We start from the raw sequence: 23,333 nt of genomic DNA on the forward strand, positions 1-23,333 counted from the left end.
GCTCTCAAAAAAAGACAGCCCAGACCCCATGCAGCAATTCGACCAAAAAAACCTGATCGTCGCGATCGCCCTGTCGATCGTCATCGTGCTCGGCTTCGAGTTTTTCTGGAACCAGCCGCGCGCCCAACGCGAACGCGCGGCCGAAGCCGAACGCCGGGCGACCGCCGAGCAGGTGGCCCCCACGTCGCTGCCGCCTGTGCCCGGCGCCGCACCGGGGGCAGCCCCGGCCACGATCGGCGCACCGCCCGCCCCCGGCAGCTTGGCCGCGAGCCTTGCCGCCCAGGCCAATCCGGACCGCACGACGATCCTCGCGCGCGCCGCCCGCGTGACGATCGACACCCCGGTTGCGACCGGCTCGATCACCCTGCGCGGCGGGCGCATCGACGACCTCAAACTCACCAAATACCGCCAGAAGGTCGAAAAAGACTCGCCGCCCGTGGTGCTGCTGTCGCCGCTGGGCGCAACCGATCCATATTTCGCCGAATTCGGCTGGGTCTCGGCTTCGGGCGCTTTGGCGCTGCCCGATGCCGACACCGAATGGACCGCCGACCGCAACGTGCTGTCGCCCGGCAATCCCGTGACGCTCACCTGGGACAACGGCCAGGGCCTGCGTTTCGAGCGCAAGATCACGCTCGACGACGAATATTTCTTCCGCATCGAACAGCGCGTGACCAACAACGGCGCGGCCCCGGTGTCGCTGCACGGCTATTCGCTGGCAAGCCGCGTCGGCACGCCCACGCTCGGCGGCTACTACATTCTGCATGAAGGTCCGATCGGGGTCTTCAACGAGCAGCTCAAAGAGCCGAGCTACCAGGATCTGCGCGAGAAAAGGCAGATCCCCTACCAGACGCGCGGCGGCTGGATCGGCATCGTCGACAAATACTGGCTCGTGGCGCTGGTGCCGCAGCAGGGCGTGGAGATCGGCGCACGCTTCGCGCACGCGCTGGCCGGCGGCCTCGACCGCTACCAGATCGACTACCTCGCCCCCGTCCAGACGGTCGCGCCCGGGGCAAGCGCCACGCATTCCACGCTGCTGTTCGCGGGCGCCAAAGAAGTGCGCCTGCTCGACATGTACGGCGAGAAATACAACATCCCGCTGTTCGACCGCGCCATCGATTTCGGCTGGTTCTACTGGCTCACCAAGCCGATGTTCATAGCGCTCGAATGGATCTACGCGGCGGTCGGCAATTTCGGCATCGCGATCATCCTGTTCACAATGGTGGTCAAGCTGCTGTTCTATCCGCTCGCCAACAAATCCTACCGCTCGATGGCGAAGATGAAGCTGCTCCAGCCCGAGATGGAGAAGCTCAAGGAGAAATTCGGCGACGACCGCGCGCGCATGTCGCAGGAGATGATGCAGCTCTACAAGCGTTCGGGCGCCAATCCGCTGTCGGGCTGCTTGCCGATCCTGATCCAGATCCCGGTGTTCTTCGCGCTCTACAAGGTGCTGTTCGTCACCATCGAAATGCGCCACGCGCCCTTCTTCGGCTGGATCCAGGATCTGTCGGCGCACGATCCGACGTCGCTGTTCAACCTGTTCGGCCTGATCCCGTGGGACGTGCCGCCGCTGCTCGAGATCGGCGTGTGGCCGATCGTGATGGGCGTCACGATGTTCGTGCAGCAGAAGCTCAATCCGCAGCCGGTCGACCCCATCCAGGCCAAGATGTTCCTGGCGCTGCCCTTCATCTTCACGATCATGCTGGCCTCGTTCCCGGCCGGGCTTGTGATCTACTGGGCGGTCAACAACACGCTGTCGATCCTGCAGCAATGGATCATCATGCGCAGCATCGAAAACGCGCAAGCCGCCACCGCCAAGGAACCGAGCAAGAAGGAACGGGGCAAGGCGTGACGCAAGCGCCCGCCGATTTGCCCGGTGCCGCTTCGCCGCCGGTCTTTTCGGACGGCGAGATCGAAGCGGCGCGCAAACTGTTCGTGGGTCCGTGCGAGTTCGTGGCAGGCGCCGCCACGCTCGACGCGATCCCGGCCCCGCACATGCCCGAGATCGCCTTGGCCGGGCGCTCGAACGTCGGCAAATCGAGCCTGCTCAACGCGCTCGTCGGCCACGGGCGCATGGCGCGCGTCTCGCGCCATCCCGGCCGCACGCAGCAGCTCAATTTCTTCGCGCTCGGCAAGCGCCTGTCGCTGGTCGACATGCCGGGCTACGGCTATGCCGCCGTCTCCAAGGCCACCAAGGCCGTGTGGAGCGATCTGATGTTGCGCTATCTCAAGGGCCGCCCGACCTTGCGCCGCGCCCTCGTGCTCGTCGATGCGCGCCACGGCCTCAAAGATCTCGACCGCGCTTTGTTCGACATTCTCGATTCCTCGGCCGTCGTCTACCAGGTGGTGCTCACCAAGTGCGACGCGCTCGGGGCCGCCGGCCTTGCCCAGCGTATTGCCGGGGTGGCGGGCGAGCTCGAAGGCCATTTGGGCGCCCACCCCGCGGTGCTGCCGACCTCGTCGGAAAAGAACACCGGCATCGACATTCTCCGCGCCGAGCTAGCGGCGCTGGCGACGCCCTGCTAAAAACCCATCCGTTTCGAATCCCCCGAACCGCCTACGGACGACACGCGCCATGGACACGACCGACGATCCGCAGACCATCGCCCGCATCCTCTCCCAAGCGCTGCCCTACATGCGCGAATACAACGGCGAGAACATCGTCGTGAAGTACGGCGGCCACGCGATGGGCGACGAAGCGATCGCCGGCGATTTCGCGCGCGACATCGTGCTGATGAAGCAGGTCGGCATGAACCCGATCGTCGTGCACGGCGGCGGCCCGCAGATCGGCGCCATGCTCGAGCGCCTCAAAGTGAAGAGCGAATTCATCGACGGCTTGCGCGTGACCGACGCCGCCACGGTCGAGATCGTCGAAATGGTGCTGTCGGGCAGCATCAACAAATCCATCGTCGCGGCGATCAACCGCGCGGGCGGCCGGGCGGTCGGCGTATCGGGCAAAGACGCGAACTTCCTGGTCGCCGCCAAAGTGAAGCGCACCAAAAAGGACCCGGATTCGAACATCGAACGCGTGCTCGATCTGGGCTTCGTGGGCGAGCCCACGCATATCGATCCCTCGTTCCTCGAGAGCTTCGCCAAGTCCGACATCATCCCGGTCGTGGCGCCGATCGGCGTGGGCACCGACGGGGCGACCTACAACATCAACGCCGACACGGTCGCAGGCGCCATCGCCGCCGCGATGAAGGCCTCGCGCCTGCTGCTGCTGACCGACGTCAAAGGCGTGCTCGACAAAAACAAGAACCTGATGCCGGATCTGACGGCCGCCCAAGTGCGCGCGCTGATCGCCGACGGCACCATTTCGGGCGGCATGATCCCGAAGGTCGAAACTTGCCTCGCCGCCGTCGACGGCGGCGTCGAGGGTGCGATCATCCTCGACGGGCGCGTGCGGCACGCAACCTTGCTCGAGATCTTCACCGACAAGGGCGTCGGCACGATGATCAAAGGCTGAAATTGAGCGCCTTCACCGCCCTCTACGACCGCACGCTGGTCCTCTCGCGCGGCCGGCATGCGACGGCGACGATGGCGGCGGTGTCGTTCGCGGACTCGTCGTTCTTGCCCGTTCCGCCGCATCCGCTGCTCGCATTGCTGGTGATGGCGGACCCGGCCCGCGCCTATCGCTATGCGACGATCTGCACGCTTGCTTCCGTCGCGGGCGGCTTTTTGGGCTACGCGATCGGCGACGTGCTCTACGACACGGTCGGCCAGTGGCTGATCGCGAAGCTGCATTACGAAACCCAGATGGAAGCCTTCCAGACGATGTTCGCCGAATGGGGCTTCTGGCTCATCGCGGGCAAGGGCTTGACGCCGATCCCGTTCAAGATCGTCACGATCGGGGCCGGCATTGCGCAATATCCGCTGGCGCCGTTTTTCGTTTCGAGCGTTTTGGCGCGCGGCGTGCAGTTCTACGCGATCGCCTGGCTGCTCAAACACCAAGGCGGGCGCATCGACCGCCTTATGCGCCGCTACGGCACGGCCCTTGGCTGGACCGCCGCCGCTTTGGCTGCGGCCGTGCTGGCCTGGCTGATCTGGCGCTAGGGGCGCGACACCTCGGCCGCCGCGTCTGCGGCCACACCGCTTTTCCCGCGTGCCATGCCTCGCATGACCAACGTCATGATCTTGACTCGGCCCCATCTCGGCATGCCGGTGAATGCAGCCTCAAGCAGCTTTGCCAAAAGTCCCGGACGTACGATCCCTTTGCGTCCAAGCGCATCGAGCGTCTCCGCCGCGACGACTTCGGGCGGGTCGCATCTGTTCATGACCATGTTCGCGCGCGCGGCAAAGCCGCTGGCGATCGGGCCCGGCGCACAAGCGACGATATCGACCCCCTTGGCAGTAAGCTCCGGCCGCAAGCCTTCGGCGAAACTCTGCACAAAGGCCTTGGTCGCCGCATAGTTCGCGGCGCGCGGCACGCCCTGGAAACCAACGATCGAACTCATCAGCACGATGCCGCCGCCGCCGCGCGCGGCAAAACGTTGGCCGAAGCCATGCGTCAGCGCCGCCACCGCACGGCAATTCACGTCGATCATCTCGAGTTCGGCATCCAGCGGCTGGTCGATGAAATTGCCCGACGTACCGAATCCTGCTGCGGCGACAAGCAAGCCGATGTCGCGTGCTGCAGTTTGCTCGAGCACGGCCGCAATTCCCTCCGGCCGTCCGAGATCGGCCGCGATCACCGTGCAGAGCGTGCGGTTGCCAAGATCTAGTTCGTTGGCGAGCACGTCCAACTGCGCCTTGCGCCGCGCCACCAGAACGAGGTTGTAACCGCGCCGTGCCAATTCTCGCGCGAAGGCCCGGCCGATGCCGTCCGAAGCGCCCGTCACAAGCGCGATCGGTCCGTAGGCCGGCGCCGGACTCTGGAGAAGATTGGTCACGCCCGTCATCGACCGAGCCTCACTTCAACGATGGTCACGCGCTCGGCCTGCACGTCGATCTTCGCTTCGTCGAATGTCGGCGCGCGCAGGGTCGGCCGCACATTGTTGCTCACGCCCCAGTCTTCGCGCGGGATGCCGAGGAAGTTGGTGTCGGTTTTGCGGTTGCCGTTCAGGTCGTGCGAGACCGAAACCGCGTAGGCGCCCGGCCGCAGATCCGTGAATCGGCACACCATGCCGGCGGGATCCGCTTTGGCCCACTGCATCGGCGTATCGGCATTGCCGAGCGGAAAAGCGGCCGGGTCCGCATGCAGCGCGCAACCGACTTCGCCGTCGGCACTGCGTACGGCAGCGACGTTGACGACCAAGTCGGCTGCGGCGGCAGCGTTGCCGGCGACTAGAACACACATGAAAGACAAGGGGATTAGGCGCATCGTTGCCTCCAGGTTGACATTGACAACCGATACATAGGCTGTCAGGTTGTCACTGTCAACATATCGGCTAGAAGATTTTTGCGCTGCGCGCTCGACGCGCAAGAGAAGGAGAACCATGTTCGACCACGAAGACGGCGCTCTGGCGCCGTCGCAGCGCAAGCGCCCGTCGCGCGCCGCCCGGTTTCGCCTTGCACTGGCTGCTGCGTTTGCCGGAGCGCTCGCCGGCTGCGCGATCGCAACGCCCTACAAGACCACCGATGCCGGTGCGGCACTGCCGAAGAATGCGCCGACGGTCGTCGCCGTCACGCTGGCGGTCGTGTCCGACGACCGCGCCGCGCGCAAGGTTTTTTGGGAAAACGTGTGGCGCATCGAACGCGCTTTGCCCGAACAGCCCGGACTGCTCGGCTATTCGCTGCGCCAGGAGCTGCTCGGCAACAAAGCCTGGACGATGACCGCGTGGCGGAGCGAAGAGGATCTGCGCCGCTTCGTCGCTTCGCCGCTGCATCGGCAAGCCATCGACGCCACCCCGCCCGCCCTCGTCGACTCGCGCTTCGTGCGCGTCGCGCGAACGAACGGCCAGCTGCCGCTGCGCTGGGACGAAGCACTTGAAGAACTTTCCAGAGGACGGCAAGGATACTGATGCGGCAAAAAACTCCCCGAGCCGGGGAACCGTCCGCATCGGAACGGGCGAACGTGAAGAAGAAAACGCGCGACCTGAAGGAAGAGTGCATTCGCGAAGGGCTGAAGATCATTGCCAAGGACGGCATTGGCAAGCTGAGTTTGCGCGAAGTGGCGCGCCGCCTCGGCGTTTCGCACCAAGCCCCTTACAAGCATTTTGCGAGCCGCGACCATATTCTCGCGGCGATCGTCGCGCGCAGCTTCGACGCCTTTGCCCGCCATCTCGATCGGCACCCGAAGACGGACGACCCCGATGCCGACATGGGGAAGATGGGCCACGCCTATCTCGAATATGCCCACCGCCACGCGCTCGAATACGGCTTGATGTTCAACACGCCGCTGCCGGACGGCAAAAAACACCCCGAGATGATGGCCAACGCCAAACACGCTTTTGCCCTGCTCTGCGACGCGCTGCGGCGCAAGGCGCGGCAGCGCGGCAGGATACCGGACGACGAAGCCGTCATGCTCGACGCGCTTTTCATCTGGTCGGGGCTGCACGGACTTGCTTCGATCGCCGCGTCCTCGACGGTCGCGACGCTCGAGATTACGCCGCCCGTACTGGCGCGCAGCGGCATGCATCTGCTTCAGCGACTCAGCCAAGCGATGGACACACCGAAATAGAACAAGCCGCTGCGGCCGCTAGACGCGCGCGATCGCCGCCACGGGGCCGCCGCCGTCGGGGCCTTGATGTTCGGCACCGCCCGACACAAACAGCTGCGTGTCGCCCACAACACCTGCCAACACGCCGCCCACCAATGCACGCGCATGGCGCGTGGCGTTGATGTCGCTGTCGTCCCACATCGTGTGGCGGCGGCCGCGGATCGCTCCGGTGCGCGCAGGTTCGGCTTTCGCCAGCACGGCCACGAGCCGGTCGCGCGACAAGGGCTCGAGCTGGCCTTTTGCGTCGAGGCCGAGGTCGGCAAGGGCCGCCCACAGAGCGGGTGCGTCGATGCTGTCCTGCATCACGCGGTGGGCGATGGCGAGATCGCCCGACCAAGCGGAAGAATTGCCGAGCACCATGATCTCGTTGCGCATGAGCTCGATGCCCGCCGACGTGCTCGCCACCCCCGAATAAAGCGACCAATCCGCGCAAACGGCAGCTTCGTCGGCAGAAGCGATCTCGCCGAGCGCCACAGCGACGCCGAGTGCCGAAGCCCCACGCGAATAGCCCATGGATTCGTACGTGTCTTCGCAGACCGTGGGCGCTTGCGAAGCCGCGATGCGCTCGGCCGTCAGCAGCGGGCATTTCACTTGCACGTAATGCACGTCGGCGGGATCGGATATGCCGGCTGCCGTCATCGCGTCGCGCACCGCATCCGCCGTCGCCGCGATCATCGCGTTACGGCCGATCTCGTGGGCGGCAAAATCCCGCGTGAAGCCCGTACCAATGGCAAGGCGCTTCGGCCCAACCCCGCGCGGTGCCGAACGGTCCACGGCAAACACCGTCATGTGCGGATTGAGCCCGCCCTCCGTACCGCCCGACATCACGAGGGCCACACGTTTGCCGATCTCGGCGGGCGTGGTGTTGCAGGCGGCCGCGAGTGCGAGCTTCATCGCGAGCGTGGCGTAGCCGCGCGTGAAATCGTTGACGCATCCGTTGCCCTCGGTCTTGCCGAGGATGGCGACGATCGAGCTGGGATCGAGCGTGCCGTCGGCAAAAGTCGCGTTGAGCGCCGTCATGTCGGCAGGGTCGCGCATAGGCAGTCGACGCACGATGGCACGCATTTTTCAGGCTCCTGTAGGGGACGAGTCGCCGGGCAAATCGGAGGGCAAAGATAGCGCGGATTGCGTTCCACGGCAGACCGCAAAAGCAAGTCTGCGCATCGCCGGCGTGACTGTCGCATCGCCATCAACTGCAAAGCGTGCTGCCTTCAGCGTGGCGTCCATGCGCGCGCCGGCATGCTGGAATTCGAACGGCTTCTGCGTACCCGGAAACACGTTGTGCGCCAAAACCCAGTCGAGCTGGGCGCGCACGATTGCCGGATCGAGGGAAGGATTGCGCCGCAGAGCGGCGGCGACCGCGGCATCGGGCTGCGCGCGACTTGCTTCCCACGCCGCGCGCGTGGCTGCGGCCAAAGCGTCGGCAAGGCCGGGATGCGCTTGCAACAGTGCATCCTGCGCCACAAGGGCACCCGCATAGGCATCGAGCCCGTGGTCGGCGAAGGAAAGAAACGCGAGGTCGGAATCGTCGTAGCCGCGCATGCGCATCGCGAATTTCAAAGTCGCGTCGAAGCAGGTGGCGGCACGCACTTCGGTGTTCGCCACCAGTCGGTCGCGCTCCTCAGGTGCGACGACGCGCAGCTCATAGCGCACATGGCCGAGACCGTTCGCGTCCAGCAGCAGAGGCAGCAGGCGCGCGGACGCATCGCCCTTGGGTCCGCACAGAACCGCACCGTCGAGCGCCGCCAAGCGCAAGGCGCCGCTGCTGCGGCGGTAGCCCAGCGAACAGGGGCTGCGCACATGGATCGGCATCAGGCAGGCAAGCGGCGTTGCGTTCGTGCGCAAAGCCGCTTCAAGCACCGACGTCGCGTCGCCGAAACCGAATTCGGCCTCGCCGTCCACGAGCGCGCGCGTAACCTGCGCGGAGCTGAAACCTTCGACAAACGCCGCCTCGACGCCCGCTTGCGCGAAAAAGCCTTCGTCCTGCGCCAGCAGGAACGGCGCGTTCTGGCCCTGGACTAGATGGTTGAGCTTGAAGCGCAGACGCAGCATCGAAACCTTTTTCCTTCCCTTTGCGGGCACGAGCCTAGCGCTGCGCGCGCGCCAGAAACAGCTTGTCGGCGCCGCTGCGCCTATCGCATGCTCGGACATCGGGGCAAAATTTTGGAGAGAGCCATGCAGCGATTGGGTTTCCTTGCGGCCGTCGGCGCATTGATGTTCGGCATCGCCGCCCTGCCGGCTGCAGCGCAAGACTATCGCGCGGCCTTGATCGCCCCCGGCACGCTGACGGTCGGCACTTCGGGCTCTGCCCCGCCTTTCAGCATGACCGGCCCGACGGGCGCCCTGCAGGGTTTCGACATCGACGTCGCCAACCAGCTCGGCGAGGCTTTGGGCCTGCGCGTCGCATTCGTGCAGCTCGATTTTGCGGGTCTGCTGCCGGGCCTGGCGGCGGGCCGGTTTGACATCATCGCCTCTGGCGTCACGCGCACGCCCGAGCGGCTGGCTTCGACGAGTTTCCATCTTCTGTCGCCCTACATCGTCAACGGCGTTGCGATCACTCGGCGCGAGGCCGACACCGCGATCGCCGGCTGGAGCAGCGTGTGCGGCCGCACGATGGGTGCGGTGCGCGGCGGCACGTTCCAGCGCTACGCGACGACCGCCCTGCCAGCCGGCTGCGTCACCCAGACGCGCGAATATCCGGGGGCGACCGAATTGTTCCTCGATCTGCAGAATCGACGCATCGATTTTGCTGTGCACGATTTCCTGGGACCGAACTATCTGAAGAAGGCCGGGCAGCTGCCGGGCATTACCGTGCTCGACGACATCCAGTCGACGATCACGCAGAGCATCGCGGTCGGCACGCGCAACAAGCCGCTCGCCGACGCGATCGACGCGCGGCTCGAGACGTGGCGCAACGACGGCACCTTGTCGCGCATCGTCGACAAATGGTTCGGCGTGGCGATCGACTGGTCGCGCGCGCGCTAGCGGTCGCTGCCGGCGGCGGGTCCGGTTGTTCGATCTCGCACTTGCCTGGCTGCCGCGCTTTTTCGCGGCGGCAGCGCTTACGATCGGGCTTTCCGCAGCGATCTTCGCGTTGTCTGGCCTCGTCGGGCTCGCGCTTGCGCTCGCCGTGCACGAAGCAAAGTCGGCCGCCCCGCGTCGCGCACTTGAAGTTTTCAGTGGCTTCTTTCGCGCGGTGCCCGAGCTCGTCGTGCTGTTCTTCGTGTTTTTCGGCGGCATCCAGATCGGGCTCGATCTTGGTCCGATCGGCGCCACGCTTGTCGCGTTCGGGCTGGTCGGTATTGCCTACGACTTCCAGGTTTTCAAAGGCGCCTTAGCCGCCGTGTCGCCGGGCCAGTTCGAAGCGGGGCGTGCACTCGGCTTCGGCCGCGCGAAGCTCTACGCGTTCGTCGTGCTGCCGCAGATGCTGCCGATCGCGCGCAAAGGCTGGCTCACCTACGCGATCGGCACGGTCAAGCGCGTGTCGATCGCGTCGGCCGTGTCGGTCAGCGAAATCATGTACGTGACCAAACAGGCGATCGCGGCGACGAACGCGCCGTTCCTGTTTTTGTCGATCGCGGTTGCACTCTACATCGCGGTCGTCGCCCCGCTGCTCGCCTTCAACGAAAGGCGGGCGTGATGGGCTGGCTTACCGACCCGGCATTCACGGCCTTGCTCGTGCGCGGTTTCGCCACGACCTTCCTGCTGGCCGCGACGGTTATCGTCACCTCGAACTTGCTGGCCCTCTTGCTTGCGATCTATCTGCAGCAACCTGCGGCGCGGCTGCGCCGAATCGTGGTCGGCTACAGTTTCTTCGCGCGCGCCGTACCGGCACTGGCGCTGCTGTTCGGCCTCTATTACGGCCTGCCGGCGGTCGGCATCTATCTCGAGCCGATCCCGTCGGCCTTGGCGGGACTTGTTTTTGCCTCGACCGCCTACAATCTCGAATTCCTGCGTAGCGGCTTCGAGAGCATTGCGCCCGGCCAGCGCGAGGCGGCGCGCGCCCTCGGCCTGCGCCCGGCGATCGTCTACGCCAAAGTGCTGGTGCCGCAAGCCTACGCGTCGGCTGCCCCGGCGCTGTTCTCGAACGCGATCCAGATCGTCAAAGGCAGCGCGCTTGCAAGCCTCGTCGCGGTCGACGAATTGTCGGCCGCCTCGACGACGATCGTCGCCGAAACCTACGAAGCGATCCCGGTGTTGGCGTTTGTGGCCGCCCTCTACATGCTGATCGCGGGCGGGATCCTGGCGCTGCAGTATCTCTACGAACGCCGCCTGCGTTAGCCGCCCTGCAGGCGGTCGACGATTTGGCGCAGCACGGCGCCCAAAGCGAGTTCGAGAGCGACCAGCGACAATGCTTGAAAGCGGTCGATGCCGAGCGTGACGACCGCGACGCGGAACTGGATCGCCACCGCCGCCGTCACGGCCGCAATGCCGATCACGAACAGCGGCATTCCGTCGATCGCGTCGCTCTGGCTCAGAATCGCGGCAGGCAGATAGATCGCCATCTGCAGCACGCCCGCCCAATTGTAGGCCGGCACATAGTCGTACCACGCGCGCGTTTTGTTCCATTGCGTGCAAAGCAAATGTGCCGCCACCGGAAACAGCGCGAGGCCGACGATATAGGCGAGCGCTTCGAGCAGCAGCGTGTGCGCAGGGTCGTCCGATACGTCGAGATCGGGCATCGACAGATAGAGATAGGCCGGCAGCACCAGCAGGCCCGGCACCAGGAACGAGGCGATCCAGCCTGCGCGCGTGTCGGCCCCGATCATTGCAAGGCCGCTGCGGTCGCCGCGCAGCAAGCGCAGAACGCCGCTTAAAGGTACGCGCACGCTTGCAAACAGGCTCATGCCCGCCCGGCGAAATAGGCGTCGAGCATGTGGCCGTAGATGGCGGCAAGATCGGCGATGTCTTTGACGGCGGCGCGCTCGTCGGTCTTGTGCATCGTGCGGCCGACGAGGCCGAATTCGATGGTCGGGCAAAAGCGCGAAATAAAGCGCGCATCGGACGTGCCGCCCGTCGTCGACAAAGCGGGCTTTCGCCCGAGGCGCTTTTCGACGGCGTCCGACACGAGTGCGGAGAGCGTACCCGGATGCGTGATGAAGCTTTCGCCCGACACGCGCGAGGCGGTCTTGATCTTGCTCGAGAGGCCCAGCGCTTCGATGCGGCCCGCGACCCAGGCCAGCAGCGAGGCCGAGCTGTGCATGTCGTTGAAGCGGATATTGAAGCGCGCGCGCGCCTGGGCCGGGATCAGATTCTCGGTCGGATTGCCGACGTCGAGCGTGGTCACCTGCAGCGACGACGGTTGGAAATGCGCATTGCCTGCGTCCAAGGGCTTCGCCGTGAGGTCTGCCAGCAGCGCGATGAGCGGATGGATCGGATTGTCGGCGAGATGCGGATAGGCCACATGGCCCTGCACGCCCGTCGAGGTGAGCTCGACGTTCAGCGAGCCGCGACGGCCGATCTTGGCCATGTCGCCGAGTGCTGTTTCATTGGTGGGCTCGCCCACCACGCAGATGTCCGGGATCTCGCCGTGTGCTGCGAGCCAATCCAGCATCTTCTTGGTGCCGTTGATCGACGGGCCTTCCTCGTCGCCGGTGATGAGCAAGGAGATCGAACCCGGCAATCCGCGCGCCTTGTGGCGTGCCGCGAAATCGAGAGCGGCGGCCGTGAAGGCGGCGATGGCCCCCTTCATGTCGACGGCACCGCGACCGTAGAGATAGCCGTCGTGGATTTCGGCCTTGAACGGATCGACGGTCCAGCCCTCGACATTGCCGACGGGCACAACGTCGGAATGGCCCGCAAAGCAGAAATGCGGGGCGCCCGTGCCGAGGCGCGCATAGAGATTGTCGATGTCGGGCGTGCCGGGCTCGCTGAAAGGCAGGCGATGGCACACGAAGCCCGCCGCTTCGAGCGTGCGCTGGAGCGTGCCGAGTGCCCCGTCGTCGGCGGGCGTCACCGATTTGCAGCGGATGAGATCGGCTGCAAACGCGACCGGATCGAGCCCGCTCACGCGCGCAAAAGCTCGTTGATCGAGGTCTTGGAACGCGTCTTTTCGTCCACGCGCTTGATGATGACCGCGCAGTAGGTCGACGGCCCCGGCGTGCCGTCGGGCAAAGGCTTGCCCGGCAGATTGCCCGGAACGACGACCGAATAGGCGGGCACGCGGCCCATGAAGATCTCGCCCGTCGTGCGATCCACAATCTTTGTGGATTGGCCGATGAACACGCCCATCGACAGAACCGAACCTTCCTCGACGATCACGCCCTCGACCACTTCCGAGCGCGCGCCGATGAAACAATTGTCTTCGATGATCACGGGATCGGCCTGCAACGGCTCGAGCACGCCGCCAATACCGACACCGCCCGACAGATGGCAGTTGCTGCCGATCTGCGCGCAAGAGCCGACCGTGACCCACGTATCCACCATCGTGCCGCTGCCGACATAGGCGCCGACATTCACGAAAGACGGCATCAGGATCGCGTTGGGAGCGATGAAGGCCGATTTGCGCACCACGCAGTTGGGCACGGCCCGAAAACCAGCCTTGCGGAATTCGGCCTCGCCCCAGCCCGCGAATTTCGACGGCACCTTATCCCACCAATGCGACGGGCCCGGCCCGTGCTCGATGAGCTTGTTGTCGTTGAGGCGGAACGAGAGAAGCACTGCCTTCTTGAGCCACTGGTTGACGGTCCATTTGCCGTCCACGCGCGCGGCCACGCGCACGTCGCCCGCATCGAGCGCCTCAAGGGCGGCGTCCACCGCCGCGCGCACCGCGCCGTGCGTGGAGAAGTTCATCTCGGCGCGCTTTTCCCAGGCCTGGTCGATCGTCGTCTGCATCTCGGCGAGGTTCATTTTCGGGTCCGCTCTAGAGGGTTCGGATAAGGCAAAACGAGCCGGGAAAATGGGCTGCCGACGCACGCCTGTCAATGTTGGCTTGGCGCGGCTGCGCCAATATGGCTAAGGTCGAGCGGTTTTCGCCGTTGGAGACACCTCTGAACCTGCCCTCCAAAGAATCGCGCGCCAAAAACGGCACCTCAACGCTCGAGGCGGCCCTCGACCGGTTGATTGCCGACTGGCCGGGGCCGGCTGCGCGCCTGGCGCGCTCGGGCGACGTCGCGGGGGCGAATGCGCAGGCGCGCCCGATGCTGAACGAGTTTGCCACACGCACGGGCGACCTCGGCGCTTTGGCGGCCGAGATCGTGCAGACGGGGGCCGCCCGCCTCGACACGGTCGTGGTCCCGGGGGCGGCCGCCCCCGTCACGCTCGACGTGGCGTGCGTGCCCGTGGGCGAGTCGACCTTGCTGCTGGCACGCGACGTGAGCCTTGCCGCCAACATGCGCAACGCGCTTGCCGACTCGCGCCGACGCTACAAAGACATCGTCGAAATCTCGAGCGACTTCGCGTGGGAGACGGATGCCACCGGCGTATTCGCCTTCGTGTCGCCGCAGGGAGCACTCGGCTGGCGGGCCGACGATCTTCTGGGCCGCAAGCCCGGCGTGTTCGCGATCGACCCCGACGACGAGTCCGTCGCAGCACCGTTCCTCACGCACGAACCCATCGCCCAGACTGAGCAATGGGTGCGCACCGCCGACGGCAAAGACGCCTGCGTGCAGATATCGGCCGTGCCGCTGTTCGCCCCCGACGGCACGTGGCGCGGGGCCCGCGGCCTTGCGCGCGACGTGACCGAAGCGCGCGAGCGCGAAGCTGAACTTGCCGAAGCGCGCAACCGCGAGCGCTTGATCGCCCACATCGTGCGCGCCGTGCGCGACGAGATGGAGGCGGGCGCCATGCTGCGCGCGGCGGCGGCCGAAACAGCCAACGCGCTCGGGGCCGGCTGCTCGATCTGGCGCGTGGAAGCCGCACCGGACGCAGCGCCTGCGTTCGTCGCCGCCGCCTGCCACGGCGGCGACATGCCGGCCGGGCTCGACATTGCGCGTCGCTTCCAAGCAAGGCTCGACAGCGGCCGCCCGATGGAAGAAGGGCTCGACGCGCTCGTCGAACTCAAATCGCAGGCGGGCTTTGCGCTGGCGGCCCCCACCGCCTTCCGCCACAAGATCAACGGGCTCGTGGCCCTGTTCCGCAGCCCCGATGCGGTCGCGGAAGCCGGCGCCCCCTGGAGTGCGGGCGAGCGCGACGTGCTCGCCGAAATCGCCGCCCAACTCGGCATCGCGCATGCGCAGCTCGACGTGCTCGAAACGCTCGACCGCCAGGCTTCGACCGACGCGCTGACGGGCCTCCTCAATCGCCGCCGCTTCGTGACCGAACTCGGCACGCGGCTCGCCGCCTGCCAGCGCAACGGCGAGCCGGGCGCGCTCGTCTATGTCGATCTCGACAATTTCAAAGCCGTCAACGACGTGCTCGGCCATCCGGCCGGCGACGCAGCCCTCAAAGCCGTCGCGCGCACGTTGCGCAAAGCGCTGCGCGCCAACGATCTGCTCGCCCGGCTGGGCGGCGACGAATTTGCGATCTGGCTCGACCGCACCGATGCCGATGGTGCGATCGCCAAAGCAGCGCAGATCCTCGAGCTGCGCCGCGAGCTTTTGCCGGTGTCGGCAAGCCCCGAAAAACCGCTCGGCTTTTCGGCCGGCATTGCCGCGCACCTGCCCGCCTGCCCCGAAACGGTCGACGGGCTGCTCGCGCGCGGCGATGCCGCCATGTACGAAGTCAAACGGCGCGGCAAGGGCACCTACGCGCTCGCGCCTGCCGCCCAGCCGAACTAGCCGCACCGACGTAAGAAAGAACGCAACGCCGCCATGCAGCCCCAAGACGACGCCGACTACGAAGTCGCCAAACGCATGATCCAGGATCCGGACGTGTTCGTGCGCACCAATCTTGCGCGGCGCACGGACGTGCGGCCCGAGATTCTCTATTACCTGACCGAAGATTCCAGTGCCGAAGTGCGCGCAGCTGTAGCCGACAATGCCGCTTCGCCGCAGCATGCCAATCTCAAACTTGCGCGCGACCGCTCGCAGGAAGTGCGCGCCGGCCTTGCGAGCAAAGTGCAGCGCCTGCTGCCCGAACAGGTGCCGGGTGCCCAGGACGCCGCACGCGCGCGCACGATGCAAACGCTCGAAGTGCTGGCCAAAGACACGGCCACGCAAATCCGCGCGGTCGTCGCCGAAACCCTCAAAGACGTGCCCGATGCCCCGCCCGATCTCGTCCGCCAGTTGGCGCGCGATGCGGAGCTTTCGGTCGCAAGCCCGGTGCTGCAATTCTCGCCGCTCTTGAGCGACGAAGATTTGCTCGAAATCATCCGCGGCGACCATGCCGAGGGTGCGCTCACAGCCGTCGCCAAGCGCAGCAACGTCGCGGCCTCGATCTCCGACGCACTCGTCGAAGCCGACGATACGGCGGCGGTTGCCACCTTGCTTGCCAACAAATCGGCGCAGATCCGCGAAGAGACGCTCGACCTCATCGTCGACCGCGCCCCCTCGCGCGAATCCTGGCACGGGCCGTTGGTCGACCGGCCGACTTTGACGCCCAAAGCTGCCCTCAAGATCGCGGCGTTTGTGGCCGATGCGTTGTCGCAGCGCCTGCAAGCGCGCCCCGATCTCGATCCCGCTACGCGCGACGCCGTCACGGCCGAAGTGCGGCGGCGCCTCGCACAAGCGGCAGGCGGCGGCGACGGCGCAGATGCGGCCGTGCGCAAACGCACGCTGGCCGATCCCGTGTGGGCGACCGGCAAAGGCGGGGCCGCCGGCGACGGGGCCAACGAAACCGTGGCCGACAAGGTCAAGCGGTTGCGGCGCGAAAAGAAGCTCGACGACGCGGCCGTGGCGGCCGCCGCCCAAGCGGGCGAAAAACTCTTCGTGAAGCTGGCGCTCGCCGATCTCGCGGCAATCCGCGCCGAGGCGATCGACAAGATCCTGACCGCACGCTCGGCCAAAGGCATCATCGCGGTGTGCTGGAAAGCGAAACTCAAACTCGCGACGGCCGTAACGATCCAGCAGAAGGTTTTGACGCTGCCGCCCAAGAGCGTGCTGACGGCCGCCAAATGGGACGGCTGGCCGCTCACCGAAGAAGAACTCAAATGGCAGCTCGAGTTTTTCGGCGCGTGAGGCGCCTCCCGATCGTCGGCTAAGCCCTGACGACGATCCGATACGTGGCCTTCAGCCCATCGGCCGCGCTCACGTAAGGCACCGTCACCGAAGCACGTTCGGCCTCGCTCAAGCGGCGCCAGATGCCGTCGCGCGCATTGCCGGGGTCGCCCTCGACATAGAGTTGCGTCGTCAACAGCGTCTGCCGACCGAGCTTGACCTTGGCATGGATGTGGGGCGTGCGGCCGACATAGGGCGACGGGCGAATGGTTCGAAACCTGAAGCGGCCTTCGCCATCGAGCGTTACGCGGCCGAAGCCTTGGAAAGATTGGTCCATGCGCGACCCGTCGCGCGGATGGTCGTAATGGCCATCTGCGTCGCACTGCCAGATTTCCATGGCACCGCCGCGCACCGGCTTGCCCGCGAGGTCCAGCACCACGCCTTCAACCCAGGCCGCATTGCCTTTGGCGTATTCGCGGCTGCCGTTGCGCAGCAGGTCGAAATCGGCGTCGACGGGTTCGCGCAGCGGATAGAAAGGCCCCTCGGCTTGCGCCGGAGTCGGCAGCAACGCCGCAGCATTGCCGGACTGGGCCAGTGCGCGCGTGGCCGTCCAAGCCGCGCCCACCGCGCCCAGAGCGAGCGTGCGCGCCATCAAGAGGCGCCGATGTTGATCGAAGTTTGCGTCTTTCATCGAACCCCTCGATTGCAAGCAGCTGCGAGGACACCATACTGAATTCCGACCCAGAATGCCGCCGAGTTGTTCCTTCAGCTTGGTGATGATCGGATCACTGAATAAGCCTTTAATCTGCTAGCAGAAAAATAGCGTAGTTCTTGAAAATACCTCATTTTTGTGTTCGGATCAAGCATCGCTGCCGGGCTTCTGTCCGGCCGCGTGCGCTGTTTGAAATGTGAAGAAGGAAGAGAAGCAGGCGGCTCGGAAAGCCGTCTTTGCAACATGTAACCTCGAATCGTCGTCGTGGTTACATTCTTGAAAAATCAATGGGTTAAATCGGCGACGGTCGCTGTTTGTCGCGTTTGGTAACCTATTTCAGGCGATCTCGGCGGCAAGTTTGTGGACGATCGCGTCGGCAAAACTCGCAGAATTGCGCGCGGGCACCACAAAAGCGCCGGGGCCGCCGATCACCTCGCTGCGATAGACGGCGGCGAGGTTCGTCTCGTCGGTCAGGATCGGCAGGCCGTTGATGCCGACCCCGGCCGCCACCGCATCGTCGCGGGCAAAACGCGGGAAGCGGCCCTGGTTGTTGCGCCCATCGCCCGACACGTCGATCGTGCGGCGCGCGGCCGCAAACGGGCATTCGGCCAGCACGCGCACGGCATGGTCGATGGCCGCCCCGATCGCCGTCGCGTCGTCGCTCACGAGGCGCGGCTGGCCCTCGAGGCGGGCGGCAAACGCATCGATCGCGGGTTCCGTGTCGAGCAGCGTCCAACCCAGCGTTTGCGTCTGCGCGAATTGGCCGCCCCATTGCGTCATCGCGACCGCAATGCGGCGCGTGGGCCCGCCCAAAATCGCCCGGCGCGCGCGCGCGTGGCGGAACGCCGCCGCATAGCCCTCGGCCTGCAGCCGGTATTCCTGGCCGTCGATCGAGCGCGAGCAATCGACGGCCAACACGAGGGCGAGGTCGGCCGTCGGCGCGCCGAAAGGGCGGATCGGATCGGTGTTCGCGGTTTGGGGATCGGCCAACGCGGAAGACGCGGCCGCCGCGAGGCTGCCGGCCAGAAATGCCCTGCGCGTTGGGTCGGGTCGGGCCATCGGTCCCCCCTCTATCCGCAAATCTTGGCACCGCCGCCGGGAGCGCCACAAGCGACATTGCCCAGCGCCCCGGAATTTGCGAGTTTGCGGCCCGTTTTGTCCGCACACCCCTGCCGCCGCCCGGAGCCAAGCCCATTCGCGTCCTGCATGTCATCGCGTCGATCGCCCAGCGCACCGGGGGGCCCGCCAAGGCCGTGGTCGATATGGCCGCCGCAGTTGCCGCACGCGGCCATGCGGTGTCGATCTACACGACCGACCGCGAAATGTCGGACACGGAACGGGCTGCCATCGGCATGCAATCCGCCGACGGCGTTCAGCGCCACGTGTTCAAGCAGCATTGGCCGCACACATTCGCTGCGAGCTTCGAACTGGGGGCGGCCCTCGAAGACGCGATCCCGCAGGCCGACATCGTGCATCTGCACTCGCTCTATCTCTACCATGTGTGGAAAGCGGCGTCGGTCTGCCGCAAGGCGAAGGTGCCGTATCTGTTGCGCCCGCACGGCACGCTCGATCCGTTTTTGTGGCGCCGCCATCGGGGCCGCAAAAAACTCGTCGAGCTCGCGTTCCAGGATCGCGTGATCCGCGACGCGGCGGCCCTGCACTACACGGCCGAAGAGGAGATGCGGCTTGCGGCCCCTTACGTGCATGGGGCACCCGGCGTGGTGGTGCCCAACGGGCTCGATATGCGGGCCTACGCGGACGTGCCGGCACGCGGCGCTTTTTTTGCCGCATATCCCGAATTGGCCGGCACCAAGCCGATCCTGTTTTTGAGCCGCATCAATTTCAAGAAGGGGCTCGACGTGCTGATCCCGGCCTTCGCGAAGGCTTTGGCGGCGGATCCGGCTTTACGTCTGGTGGTTGCAGGCCCCGACGACGGCTATCTCGCCACCGCCAAGGGTTTTGCCGCATCGGCCGGTGTCGCCGACAAAGTGCTGTGGCTCGGCATGCTGTCGGGCGAGGCCAAAAAAGCCGCGTTTGCCGACTGCGCGGCGTTCGCGTTGCCGTCGTGGAGCGAAAATTTCGGCATCGCGATCGTCGAGGCGATGGCGTGCGAAGCGCCCGTCATCGTTTCGGACCGCGTGAACATCTGGCGCGAGATCGAAGCGGCGGGCGCCGGTCTCGTCTCGCCGCCGGAAGTAGATGCGGTCGCCGCGCACATCTTGCTTCTGGCAGGCGATCCAATGCGCGGTCGGCGCATGGGCGAAGCAGGGCGCAAGCTTGCGGCGGCCAAATACGATTGGGCCACGATCGCGGTCGAACTCGAGCGGGTCTATGCCCGACTGGCGGAAAAATGAGTCCGGTTTCGGTCATTGTACTCACGTTCAATTCCGAGGCCACGATCGGCGCCACGCTCGATTCGGTCGTGGGCCTCAGCGACGACGTGCATGTCGTCGATTCAGGCTCGACCGACGGCACCCTTGCGATAATCGCGGCCAAGGGTGCGAAGCTCGCGTCGCATCCGTTCGAAAACTACGGCGCGCAGCGCAACTGGGCCATCGACAATCTGCCATTGCAGCACGCCTGGCAGCTCCATCTCGACGCCGACGAGCGCGTAACACCCGCACTCAAGGCCGAGATCGAAAAGCTGCTGGCGGGCAATGTGGACGCGGAGATCGGCGGCTTCTACATCCCGCGCCTCGTGCATTTTCATGGGCAAGCGCTCAAACATGGCGGCATGTACCCGATCTACCATATGCGCCTGTTCCGCAAGGGGCGCGGGCGCTGCGAAGCGCGCAAATACGACCAGCATTTCCACGCGCAAGGGCGCAGCGAAAAACTGCAGCACCCGATGATCGACGACATTCGCCTGAGCTTCGGCGAATGGACCACGCGGCACAATCGCTGGGCCGATGCGGAGGTCGACGAGATCCTCAATCCCGGCGGGGGTGGCGTGATCCAGGCGGGCTCGGGCGATCCGGTCGCCGAGAAGCGCCGCGCGCGCGGCTGGTACTATCGCGCACCCTTGTTCTGGCGCGCGTTTATGTTGTTTTTCTATCGCTACGTCGTGAAGCTCGGTTTCCTCGACGGCAAGGAAGGTCTCATCTTCTACGTGCTGCAGACTTTGTGGTTCCGCTTCCTCGTCGATGCCAAGCTCTACGAACGCCGCAAGCAGATCGAGGCCCGCAAATGAACGATCCGTGCCTGTTCTGCGGGGCCGTCACACACATGGCCTTCCCCGACATCGTCGACAATCGCTTCGGCTCGCCAGGCCATTATGCGGTCCATGCGTGTGCGGCCTGCGGGGGTCGCCAGACCTTCCCGCGCCCCGACCAGGCAGCGCTCAAATCCCTCTATGAGCGCTACTACAATTACGGCGGCAAGACCGACGGTGCGTACGCTTCGCTGCGCGAAAAATTTCTGTTCTCGCCTTTCTACCGACTGATGCTCGCACTCGACGGGGACGTATCTTTTCATCTCCAGCGAGGCAAAGGCCGCTTGCTCGATATCGGCTGCAACGAAGGGCGCGGCTTGCGGCTCTACAAGGCCAACGGCTTCGCCGCCGAAGGGCTCGAGCTCAATGCCCATGCGGCCGCCGCCGCCCGCGCGCACGGCTTCGCAGTTCACGAAAAACTCATCGAAGATTTTGCGCCCGCACAGCCCTACGACGTCGCCGTGCTCTCGAACGTGCTCGAGCATGCGCCCGATCCGCGCGCGATGCTGGCGCACGTCGCGCGCATCCTCGCCCCCGGCGGCGAAGTTTGGATCAGCCTGCCCAACGTCGAATCCGCGATGGCCAAACTGTGCGGGCGCGATTGGATCAACTGGCATGTGCCGTTCCACATCGTGCATTTCAGCAGCACACGCCTCGAAAAACTTCTGGCCGAAGCGGGCTTCGAAGTGAAGGCGTCGCGCAATGTCACGCCGGCTTTGTGGGTCGCCCAATCGCTGATCGCCTGGACCTGGCGGCGCGATGCATCCGCCGCCATCCGCCTGCAGCGCAAGGCACCGTTGGTCGCAGGCCTTATGGCGATCGCGCGCGGGCTCTTCTTCCCGCTGTTGTGGGCGTGGACTGCGAGCGGGCGCGGCGATTGCCTCGTCGTGCGGGCCCGCAAACGCTGATGCGCATTCTCGTGCACGATTTTCCGGGCCATGCCTTCCCGGTGCAGCTGTCGCGGGCACTGGCCCATCGCGGCCATACGGTGCGCCATCTGTGTTTTCCGGCCTTCCAAGCGCCCAAGGGGCCGCTGGCACGCCGGGCGGACGATCCGGCGAATTTCGAGGTTGCCTTCCTCGAACTCGACGCGCCGTTCGAGAAGCACAGCTTCGTCAAACGCTGGCGCCAGGAGCGCGAGCTTGCGGGGGCCACGCAAGCCGCCATCGCAAGCTTCGCGCCCGACGCCGTGCTCGCGGGCAATGCCCCGCTCGATGTGCAGGCCGCCAGCTATCGCGGGGCGCGTGCGGCCAATGCCGCATTTGTGTATTGGCTGCAGGATCTCGTCGGCTTCGCGATGCGCAAGATTTTGGGGCGCAAGCTCGGGCTTCCCGGCACGCTCGTCGGCATGGCCTACGAAGCCAAAGAGCGGCGGCTCATGTGCAAGTCCGATGCAGTCGTCGCGATCACCGACGATTTCCGGCCGCTGCTGGCAAAGTGGGGCGTCGCTGCCGAGCGCCTGCATATCGTCGAAAACTGGGCGGCACGCGAGGAAGTGGCCGCAGCCTCCCGCGACAATGCGTGGGCGCGCGAACATGGTCTCGTCGGCCGCACGGTATTTCTCTATTCGGGCACGCTCGGCCTCAAGCACGATCCGAGCCTGCTGCTCGATCTGGCGAAATCGCAGCCCGACGCCGCCCTCGTCGTGAATTCCGAAGGGCTGGGAGCCGACTGGCTGCGCGCACGCGGACCTGAAGCGCCCAACATGCTTATCCTGCCGTTCCAGCCGTTCGAGCGTTTGGGCGAAGTGCTGGCCTCCGCCGACATCCTGGTCGCGATCCTCGAGCCCGATGCGGGCGTGTTCTCGGTCCCGTCCAAAGTGCTCACCTATCTGTGCGCGGGGCGCCCGCTGCTGGTTGCTATCCCGCCTGAAAATCTCGCCGCCCGCCTCGTGCTGCGCGAGGGCGCGGGCCTCGCGGCCGCACCTGGGGATCGTGCGGCGTTTCTGGCGGCCGCGTCCCGCCTTGCGGCGGAGCCTGCGCTGCGCGCGGCCATGGGCGCCAAGGCGCTGGACTACGCCGCTAAGACCTTCGATATTGCGGCGATCGCCCGGCGATTCGAGGCGATTCTCGAACAGGCGATTCGGACGCGAAAAAAGTGAGCCAATCCTTCGACAGCGACCGTTTCTACGAAGCGGAATTCGTCGAGCATCGCGCAGTCGCGGAAGCCACGCACCGCGCGCTCAAGGCAGCGTTCAAACAGCTGCTGGCCCAGGCTGTCGCAACGCTCCAGAACGGCGGCAAGATCCTGCTGTTCGGCAATGGCGGCTCAGCCGCCGACGCCCAGCATTTGGCGACCGAACTCACGGTTCGCTACATCAAAAATCGCCGCGCACTCGCCGCGATCGCCCTTACGACCGACAGCTCGGCCCTCACCGCAATCGGCAACGACATCGGCTTCGAGCGGCTATTCTCGCGCCAGATCGAAGCACTCGGCCGTGCCGGCGATCTTGCGATCGGCATCACGACGTCGGGCGCTTCGCCCAACGTGCTCGAAGCCTTTCGCGTGGCGCGCAAGATGGGCATCGTCGTCGCCTGCCTCACCGGCAAGGACGGCGGCAAGGCCAAGGACCTTGCCGACATCGCGCTGATCGTGCCGTCCAACACCACGTCGCGCATCCAGGAGATGCACATCACGCTGGGCCAGATGATGTGCGGCGGCATCGAGCATGCGCTCGGCATCGCCGACGGCCCCGATCCCTACAGCCCCTAGAAAACCGGG

25 protein-coding genes are annotated in these 23,333 nt (G+C 65.7%); 16 read left to right on the forward strand and 9 right to left on the reverse strand.

The window, feature by feature from the left end:
• Positions 1-28: 28 nt before the first annotated feature.
• The 4 genes from yidC to O9320_14955 are packed head-to-tail and all read left to right on the forward strand — an operon-like array spanning position 29 to position 4,050.
• On the forward strand, positions 29-1,849 hold the full coding sequence (gene yidC, locus O9320_14940) for a membrane protein insertase YidC (GenBank protein ID MCZ8312139.1): 1,821 nt from the start codon (positions 29-31) through the stop codon (positions 1,847-1,849).
• The gene (yihA, locus tag O9320_14945) at positions 1,846-2,523 is read left to right on the forward strand and encodes a ribosome biogenesis GTP-binding protein YihA/YsxC (protein ID MCZ8312140.1); all 678 of its coding nucleotides are present in this window, start codon (positions 1,846-1,848) and stop codon (positions 2,521-2,523) included. Before yidC ends, yihA begins: the two co-directional genes overlap by 4 nt.
• A gap of 49 nt (positions 2,524-2,572) precedes the next feature.
• Positions 2,573-3,463: an acetylglutamate kinase gene (gene argB, locus O9320_14950; protein ID MCZ8312141.1), complete on the forward strand. Its 891-nt coding sequence runs from the start codon at positions 2,573-2,575 to the stop codon at positions 3,461-3,463.
• Between the two features lie 2 nt (positions 3,464-3,465).
• Complete coding sequence (locus O9320_14955; protein ID MCZ8312142.1) at positions 3,466-4,050, forward strand: DedA family protein; 585 nt, start codon at positions 3,466-3,468, stop codon at positions 4,048-4,050.
• On the opposite strand, the gene O9320_14960 is transcribed toward O9320_14955, so the two are convergent.
• Together O9320_14960 and O9320_14965 are read right to left on the reverse strand one after the other, a co-directional pair.
• The gene (locus tag O9320_14960) at positions 4,047-4,886 is read right to left on the reverse strand and encodes an SDR family oxidoreductase (GenBank protein MCZ8312143.1); all 840 of its coding nucleotides are present in this window, start codon (positions 4,884-4,886) and stop codon (positions 4,047-4,049) included. The genes O9320_14955 and O9320_14960 overlap by 4 nt on opposite strands.
• Before the next feature lie 5 nt (positions 4,887-4,891).
• Positions 4,892-5,434, reverse strand: a complete 543-nt coding sequence (locus O9320_14965) for a DUF2141 domain-containing protein (GenBank protein MCZ8312144.1) — start codon at positions 5,432-5,434, stop codon at positions 4,892-4,894.
• Between O9320_14965 and O9320_14970 the strand changes: the two genes are divergently transcribed.
• Both O9320_14970 and O9320_14975 read left to right on the forward strand, forming a co-directional pair.
• Positions 5,433-5,957: an antibiotic biosynthesis monooxygenase gene (locus tag O9320_14970; GenBank protein ID MCZ8312145.1), complete on the forward strand. Its 525-nt coding sequence runs from the start codon at positions 5,433-5,435 to the stop codon at positions 5,955-5,957. The genes O9320_14965 and O9320_14970 overlap by 2 nt on opposite strands.
• A 53-nt stretch (positions 5,958-6,010) precedes the next feature.
• Positions 6,011-6,616, forward strand: coding sequence for a TetR/AcrR family transcriptional regulator (locus O9320_14975; protein MCZ8312146.1), 606 nt, complete (start codon positions 6,011-6,013; stop codon positions 6,614-6,616).
• An 18-nt stretch (positions 6,617-6,634) separates the two neighbouring features.
• Here O9320_14975 and O9320_14980 read toward each other — a convergent pair whose 3' ends face one another.
• Complete coding sequence (locus tag O9320_14980) at positions 6,635-7,720, reverse strand: ring-opening amidohydrolase (protein MCZ8312147.1); 1,086 nt, start codon at positions 7,718-7,720, stop codon at positions 6,635-6,637.
• Between the two features lie 3 nt (positions 7,721-7,723).
• The gene (locus O9320_14985; GenBank protein MCZ8312148.1) at positions 7,724-8,707 is read right to left on the reverse strand and encodes an ABC transporter substrate-binding protein; all 984 of its coding nucleotides are present in this window, start codon (positions 8,705-8,707) and stop codon (positions 7,724-7,726) included.
• Between the two features lie 123 nt (positions 8,708-8,830).
• On the opposite strand from O9320_14985, the gene O9320_14990 reads away from it, so the two are divergent.
• Genes O9320_14990 through O9320_15000 form a run of 3 tightly spaced genes read left to right on the forward strand, consistent with a single transcriptional unit; the run spans position 8,831 to position 10,936 of the window.
• Positions 8,831-9,640: an ABC transporter substrate-binding protein gene (locus O9320_14990; GenBank protein ID MCZ8312149.1), complete on the forward strand. Its 810-nt coding sequence runs from the start codon at positions 8,831-8,833 to the stop codon at positions 9,638-9,640.
• A gap of 25 nt (positions 9,641-9,665) precedes the next feature.
• Positions 9,666-10,295 (forward strand): ABC transporter permease subunit, encoded by a 630-nt coding sequence (locus tag O9320_14995; protein MCZ8312150.1) that lies wholly within the window; start codon positions 9,666-9,668, stop codon positions 10,293-10,295.
• Entirely contained in the window at positions 10,295-10,936 is a 642-nt protein-coding gene (locus O9320_15000; protein ID MCZ8312151.1) for an ABC transporter permease subunit, read from the forward strand. The genes O9320_14995 and O9320_15000 overlap by 1 nt, the downstream gene beginning before the upstream one ends.
• On the opposite strand, the gene O9320_15005 is transcribed toward O9320_15000, so the two are convergent.
• From O9320_15005 to dapD, 3 genes are read right to left on the reverse strand one after another with little or no spacing between them, the layout of a single operon-like run.
• Positions 10,933-11,502, reverse strand: coding sequence for a hypothetical protein (locus O9320_15005; protein ID MCZ8312152.1), 570 nt, complete (start codon positions 11,500-11,502; stop codon positions 10,933-10,935). The genes O9320_15000 and O9320_15005 overlap by 4 nt on opposite strands.
• The gene (gene dapE / locus O9320_15010; GenBank protein ID MCZ8312153.1) at positions 11,499-12,665 is read right to left on the reverse strand and encodes a succinyl-diaminopimelate desuccinylase; all 1,167 of its coding nucleotides are present in this window, start codon (positions 12,663-12,665) and stop codon (positions 11,499-11,501) included. The genes O9320_15005 and dapE overlap by 4 nt, the downstream gene beginning before the upstream one ends.
• On the reverse strand, positions 12,662-13,504 hold the full coding sequence (gene dapD, locus O9320_15015) for a 2,3,4,5-tetrahydropyridine-2,6-dicarboxylate N-succinyltransferase (protein MCZ8312154.1): 843 nt from the start codon (positions 13,502-13,504) through the stop codon (positions 12,662-12,664). The genes dapE and dapD overlap by 4 nt, the downstream gene beginning before the upstream one ends.
• 128 nt (positions 13,505-13,632) lie before the next feature.
• Between dapD and O9320_15020 the strand changes: the two genes are divergently transcribed.
• Both O9320_15020 and O9320_15025 read left to right on the forward strand, forming a co-directional pair.
• Positions 13,633-15,372: a sensor domain-containing diguanylate cyclase gene (locus tag O9320_15020; GenBank protein ID MCZ8312155.1), complete on the forward strand. Its 1,740-nt coding sequence runs from the start codon at positions 13,633-13,635 to the stop codon at positions 15,370-15,372.
• Between the two features lie 33 nt (positions 15,373-15,405).
• Positions 15,406-16,710, forward strand: coding sequence for a DUF2336 domain-containing protein (locus O9320_15025; GenBank protein MCZ8312156.1), 1,305 nt, complete (start codon positions 15,406-15,408; stop codon positions 16,708-16,710).
• Positions 16,711-16,729: 19 nt separating this feature from the next.
• Here O9320_15025 and O9320_15030 read toward each other — a convergent pair whose 3' ends face one another.
• Both O9320_15030 and O9320_15035 read right to left on the reverse strand, forming a co-directional pair.
• A complete protein-coding gene (locus O9320_15030) occupies positions 16,730-17,380 on the reverse strand; it encodes a protocatechuate 3,4-dioxygenase (protein ID MCZ8312157.1) in 651 nt (216 codons plus the stop codon).
• 357 nt (positions 17,381-17,737) lie between these two features.
• The gene (locus O9320_15035; GenBank protein MCZ8312158.1) at positions 17,738-18,460 is read right to left on the reverse strand and encodes a DUF1194 domain-containing protein; all 723 of its coding nucleotides are present in this window, start codon (positions 18,458-18,460) and stop codon (positions 17,738-17,740) included.
• Here O9320_15035 and O9320_15040 point away from each other — a divergent pair.
• The 5 genes from O9320_15040 to O9320_15060 are packed head-to-tail and all read left to right on the forward strand — an operon-like array spanning position 18,430 to position 23,324.
• Complete coding sequence (locus O9320_15040; protein MCZ8312159.1) at positions 18,430-19,755, forward strand: glycosyltransferase; 1,326 nt, start codon at positions 18,430-18,432, stop codon at positions 19,753-19,755. The genes O9320_15035 and O9320_15040 overlap by 31 nt on opposite strands.
• Positions 19,752-20,591, forward strand: coding sequence for a glycosyltransferase family 2 protein (locus O9320_15045; GenBank protein ID MCZ8312160.1), 840 nt, complete (start codon positions 19,752-19,754; stop codon positions 20,589-20,591). The genes O9320_15040 and O9320_15045 overlap by 4 nt, the downstream gene beginning before the upstream one ends.
• Positions 20,588-21,520: a class I SAM-dependent methyltransferase gene (locus O9320_15050; GenBank protein MCZ8312161.1), complete on the forward strand. Its 933-nt coding sequence runs from the start codon at positions 20,588-20,590 to the stop codon at positions 21,518-21,520. The genes O9320_15045 and O9320_15050 overlap by 4 nt, the downstream gene beginning before the upstream one ends.
• Positions 21,520-22,713: a glycosyltransferase family 4 protein gene (locus O9320_15055; GenBank protein ID MCZ8312162.1), complete on the forward strand. Its 1,194-nt coding sequence runs from the start codon at positions 21,520-21,522 to the stop codon at positions 22,711-22,713. Before O9320_15050 ends, O9320_15055 begins: the two co-directional genes overlap by 1 nt.
• Positions 22,710-23,324, forward strand: a complete 615-nt coding sequence (locus tag O9320_15060) for a D-sedoheptulose 7-phosphate isomerase (protein MCZ8312163.1) — start codon at positions 22,710-22,712, stop codon at positions 23,322-23,324. The genes O9320_15055 and O9320_15060 overlap by 4 nt, the downstream gene beginning before the upstream one ends.
• Positions 23,325-23,333 lie beyond the last annotated feature (9 nt).

Origin of the sequence: Magnetospirillum sp. (genome assembly GCA_027532905.1) — a bacterium.
Lineage (GTDB): Bacteria > Pseudomonadota > Alphaproteobacteria > CACIAM-22H2 > CACIAM-22H2 > Tagaea.

Bases quoted from the DNA above. Each gene is read 5' to 3' on its own strand.
- yidC (MCZ8312139.1), top strand. From the start codon at position 29: ATGCAGCAATTCGACCAAAAAAACCTGATCGTCGCGATCGCCCTGTCG.
- argB (MCZ8312141.1), top strand. From the start codon at position 2,573: ATGGACACGACCGACGATCCGCAGACCATCGCCCGCATCCTCTCCCAA.
- O9320_14970 (MCZ8312145.1), top strand. From the start codon at position 5,433: ATGTTCGACCACGAAGACGGCGCTCTGGCGCCGTCGCAGCGCAAGCGC.
- O9320_14965 (MCZ8312144.1), bottom strand. From the start codon at position 5,434: ATGGTTCTCCTTCTCTTGCGCGTCGAGCGCGCAGCGCAAAAATCTTCT.
- O9320_14980 (MCZ8312147.1), bottom strand. From the start codon at position 7,720: ATGCGTGCCATCGTGCGTCGACTGCCTATGCGCGACCCTGCCGACATG.
- O9320_14985 (MCZ8312148.1), bottom strand. From the start codon at position 8,707: ATGCTGCGTCTGCGCTTCAAGCTCAACCATCTAGTCCAGGGCCAGAAC.
- O9320_14990 (MCZ8312149.1), top strand. From the start codon at position 8,831: ATGCAGCGATTGGGTTTCCTTGCGGCCGTCGGCGCATTGATGTTCGGC.
- O9320_15000 (MCZ8312151.1), top strand. From the start codon at position 10,295: ATGGGCTGGCTTACCGACCCGGCATTCACGGCCTTGCTCGTGCGCGGT.
- O9320_15005 (MCZ8312152.1), bottom strand. From the start codon at position 11,502: ATGAGCCTGTTTGCAAGCGTGCGCGTACCTTTAAGCGGCGTTCTGCGC.
- dapD (MCZ8312154.1), bottom strand. From the start codon at position 13,504: ATGAACCTCGCCGAGATGCAGACGACGATCGACCAGGCCTGGGAAAAG.
- O9320_15025 (MCZ8312156.1), top strand. From the start codon at position 15,406: ATGCAGCCCCAAGACGACGCCGACTACGAAGTCGCCAAACGCATGATC.
- O9320_15030 (MCZ8312157.1), bottom strand. From the start codon at position 17,380: ATGAAAGACGCAAACTTCGATCAACATCGGCGCCTCTTGATGGCGCGC.
- O9320_15040 (MCZ8312159.1), top strand. From the start codon at position 18,430: ATGCCCTGCGCGTTGGGTCGGGTCGGGCCATCGGTCCCCCCTCTATCC.
- O9320_15035 (MCZ8312158.1), bottom strand. From the start codon at position 18,460: ATGGCCCGACCCGACCCAACGCGCAGGGCATTTCTGGCCGGCAGCCTC.
- O9320_15045 (MCZ8312160.1), top strand. From the start codon at position 19,752: ATGAGTCCGGTTTCGGTCATTGTACTCACGTTCAATTCCGAGGCCACG.
- O9320_15050 (MCZ8312161.1), top strand. From the start codon at position 20,588: ATGAACGATCCGTGCCTGTTCTGCGGGGCCGTCACACACATGGCCTTC.
- O9320_15055 (MCZ8312162.1), top strand. From the start codon at position 21,520: ATGCGCATTCTCGTGCACGATTTTCCGGGCCATGCCTTCCCGGTGCAG.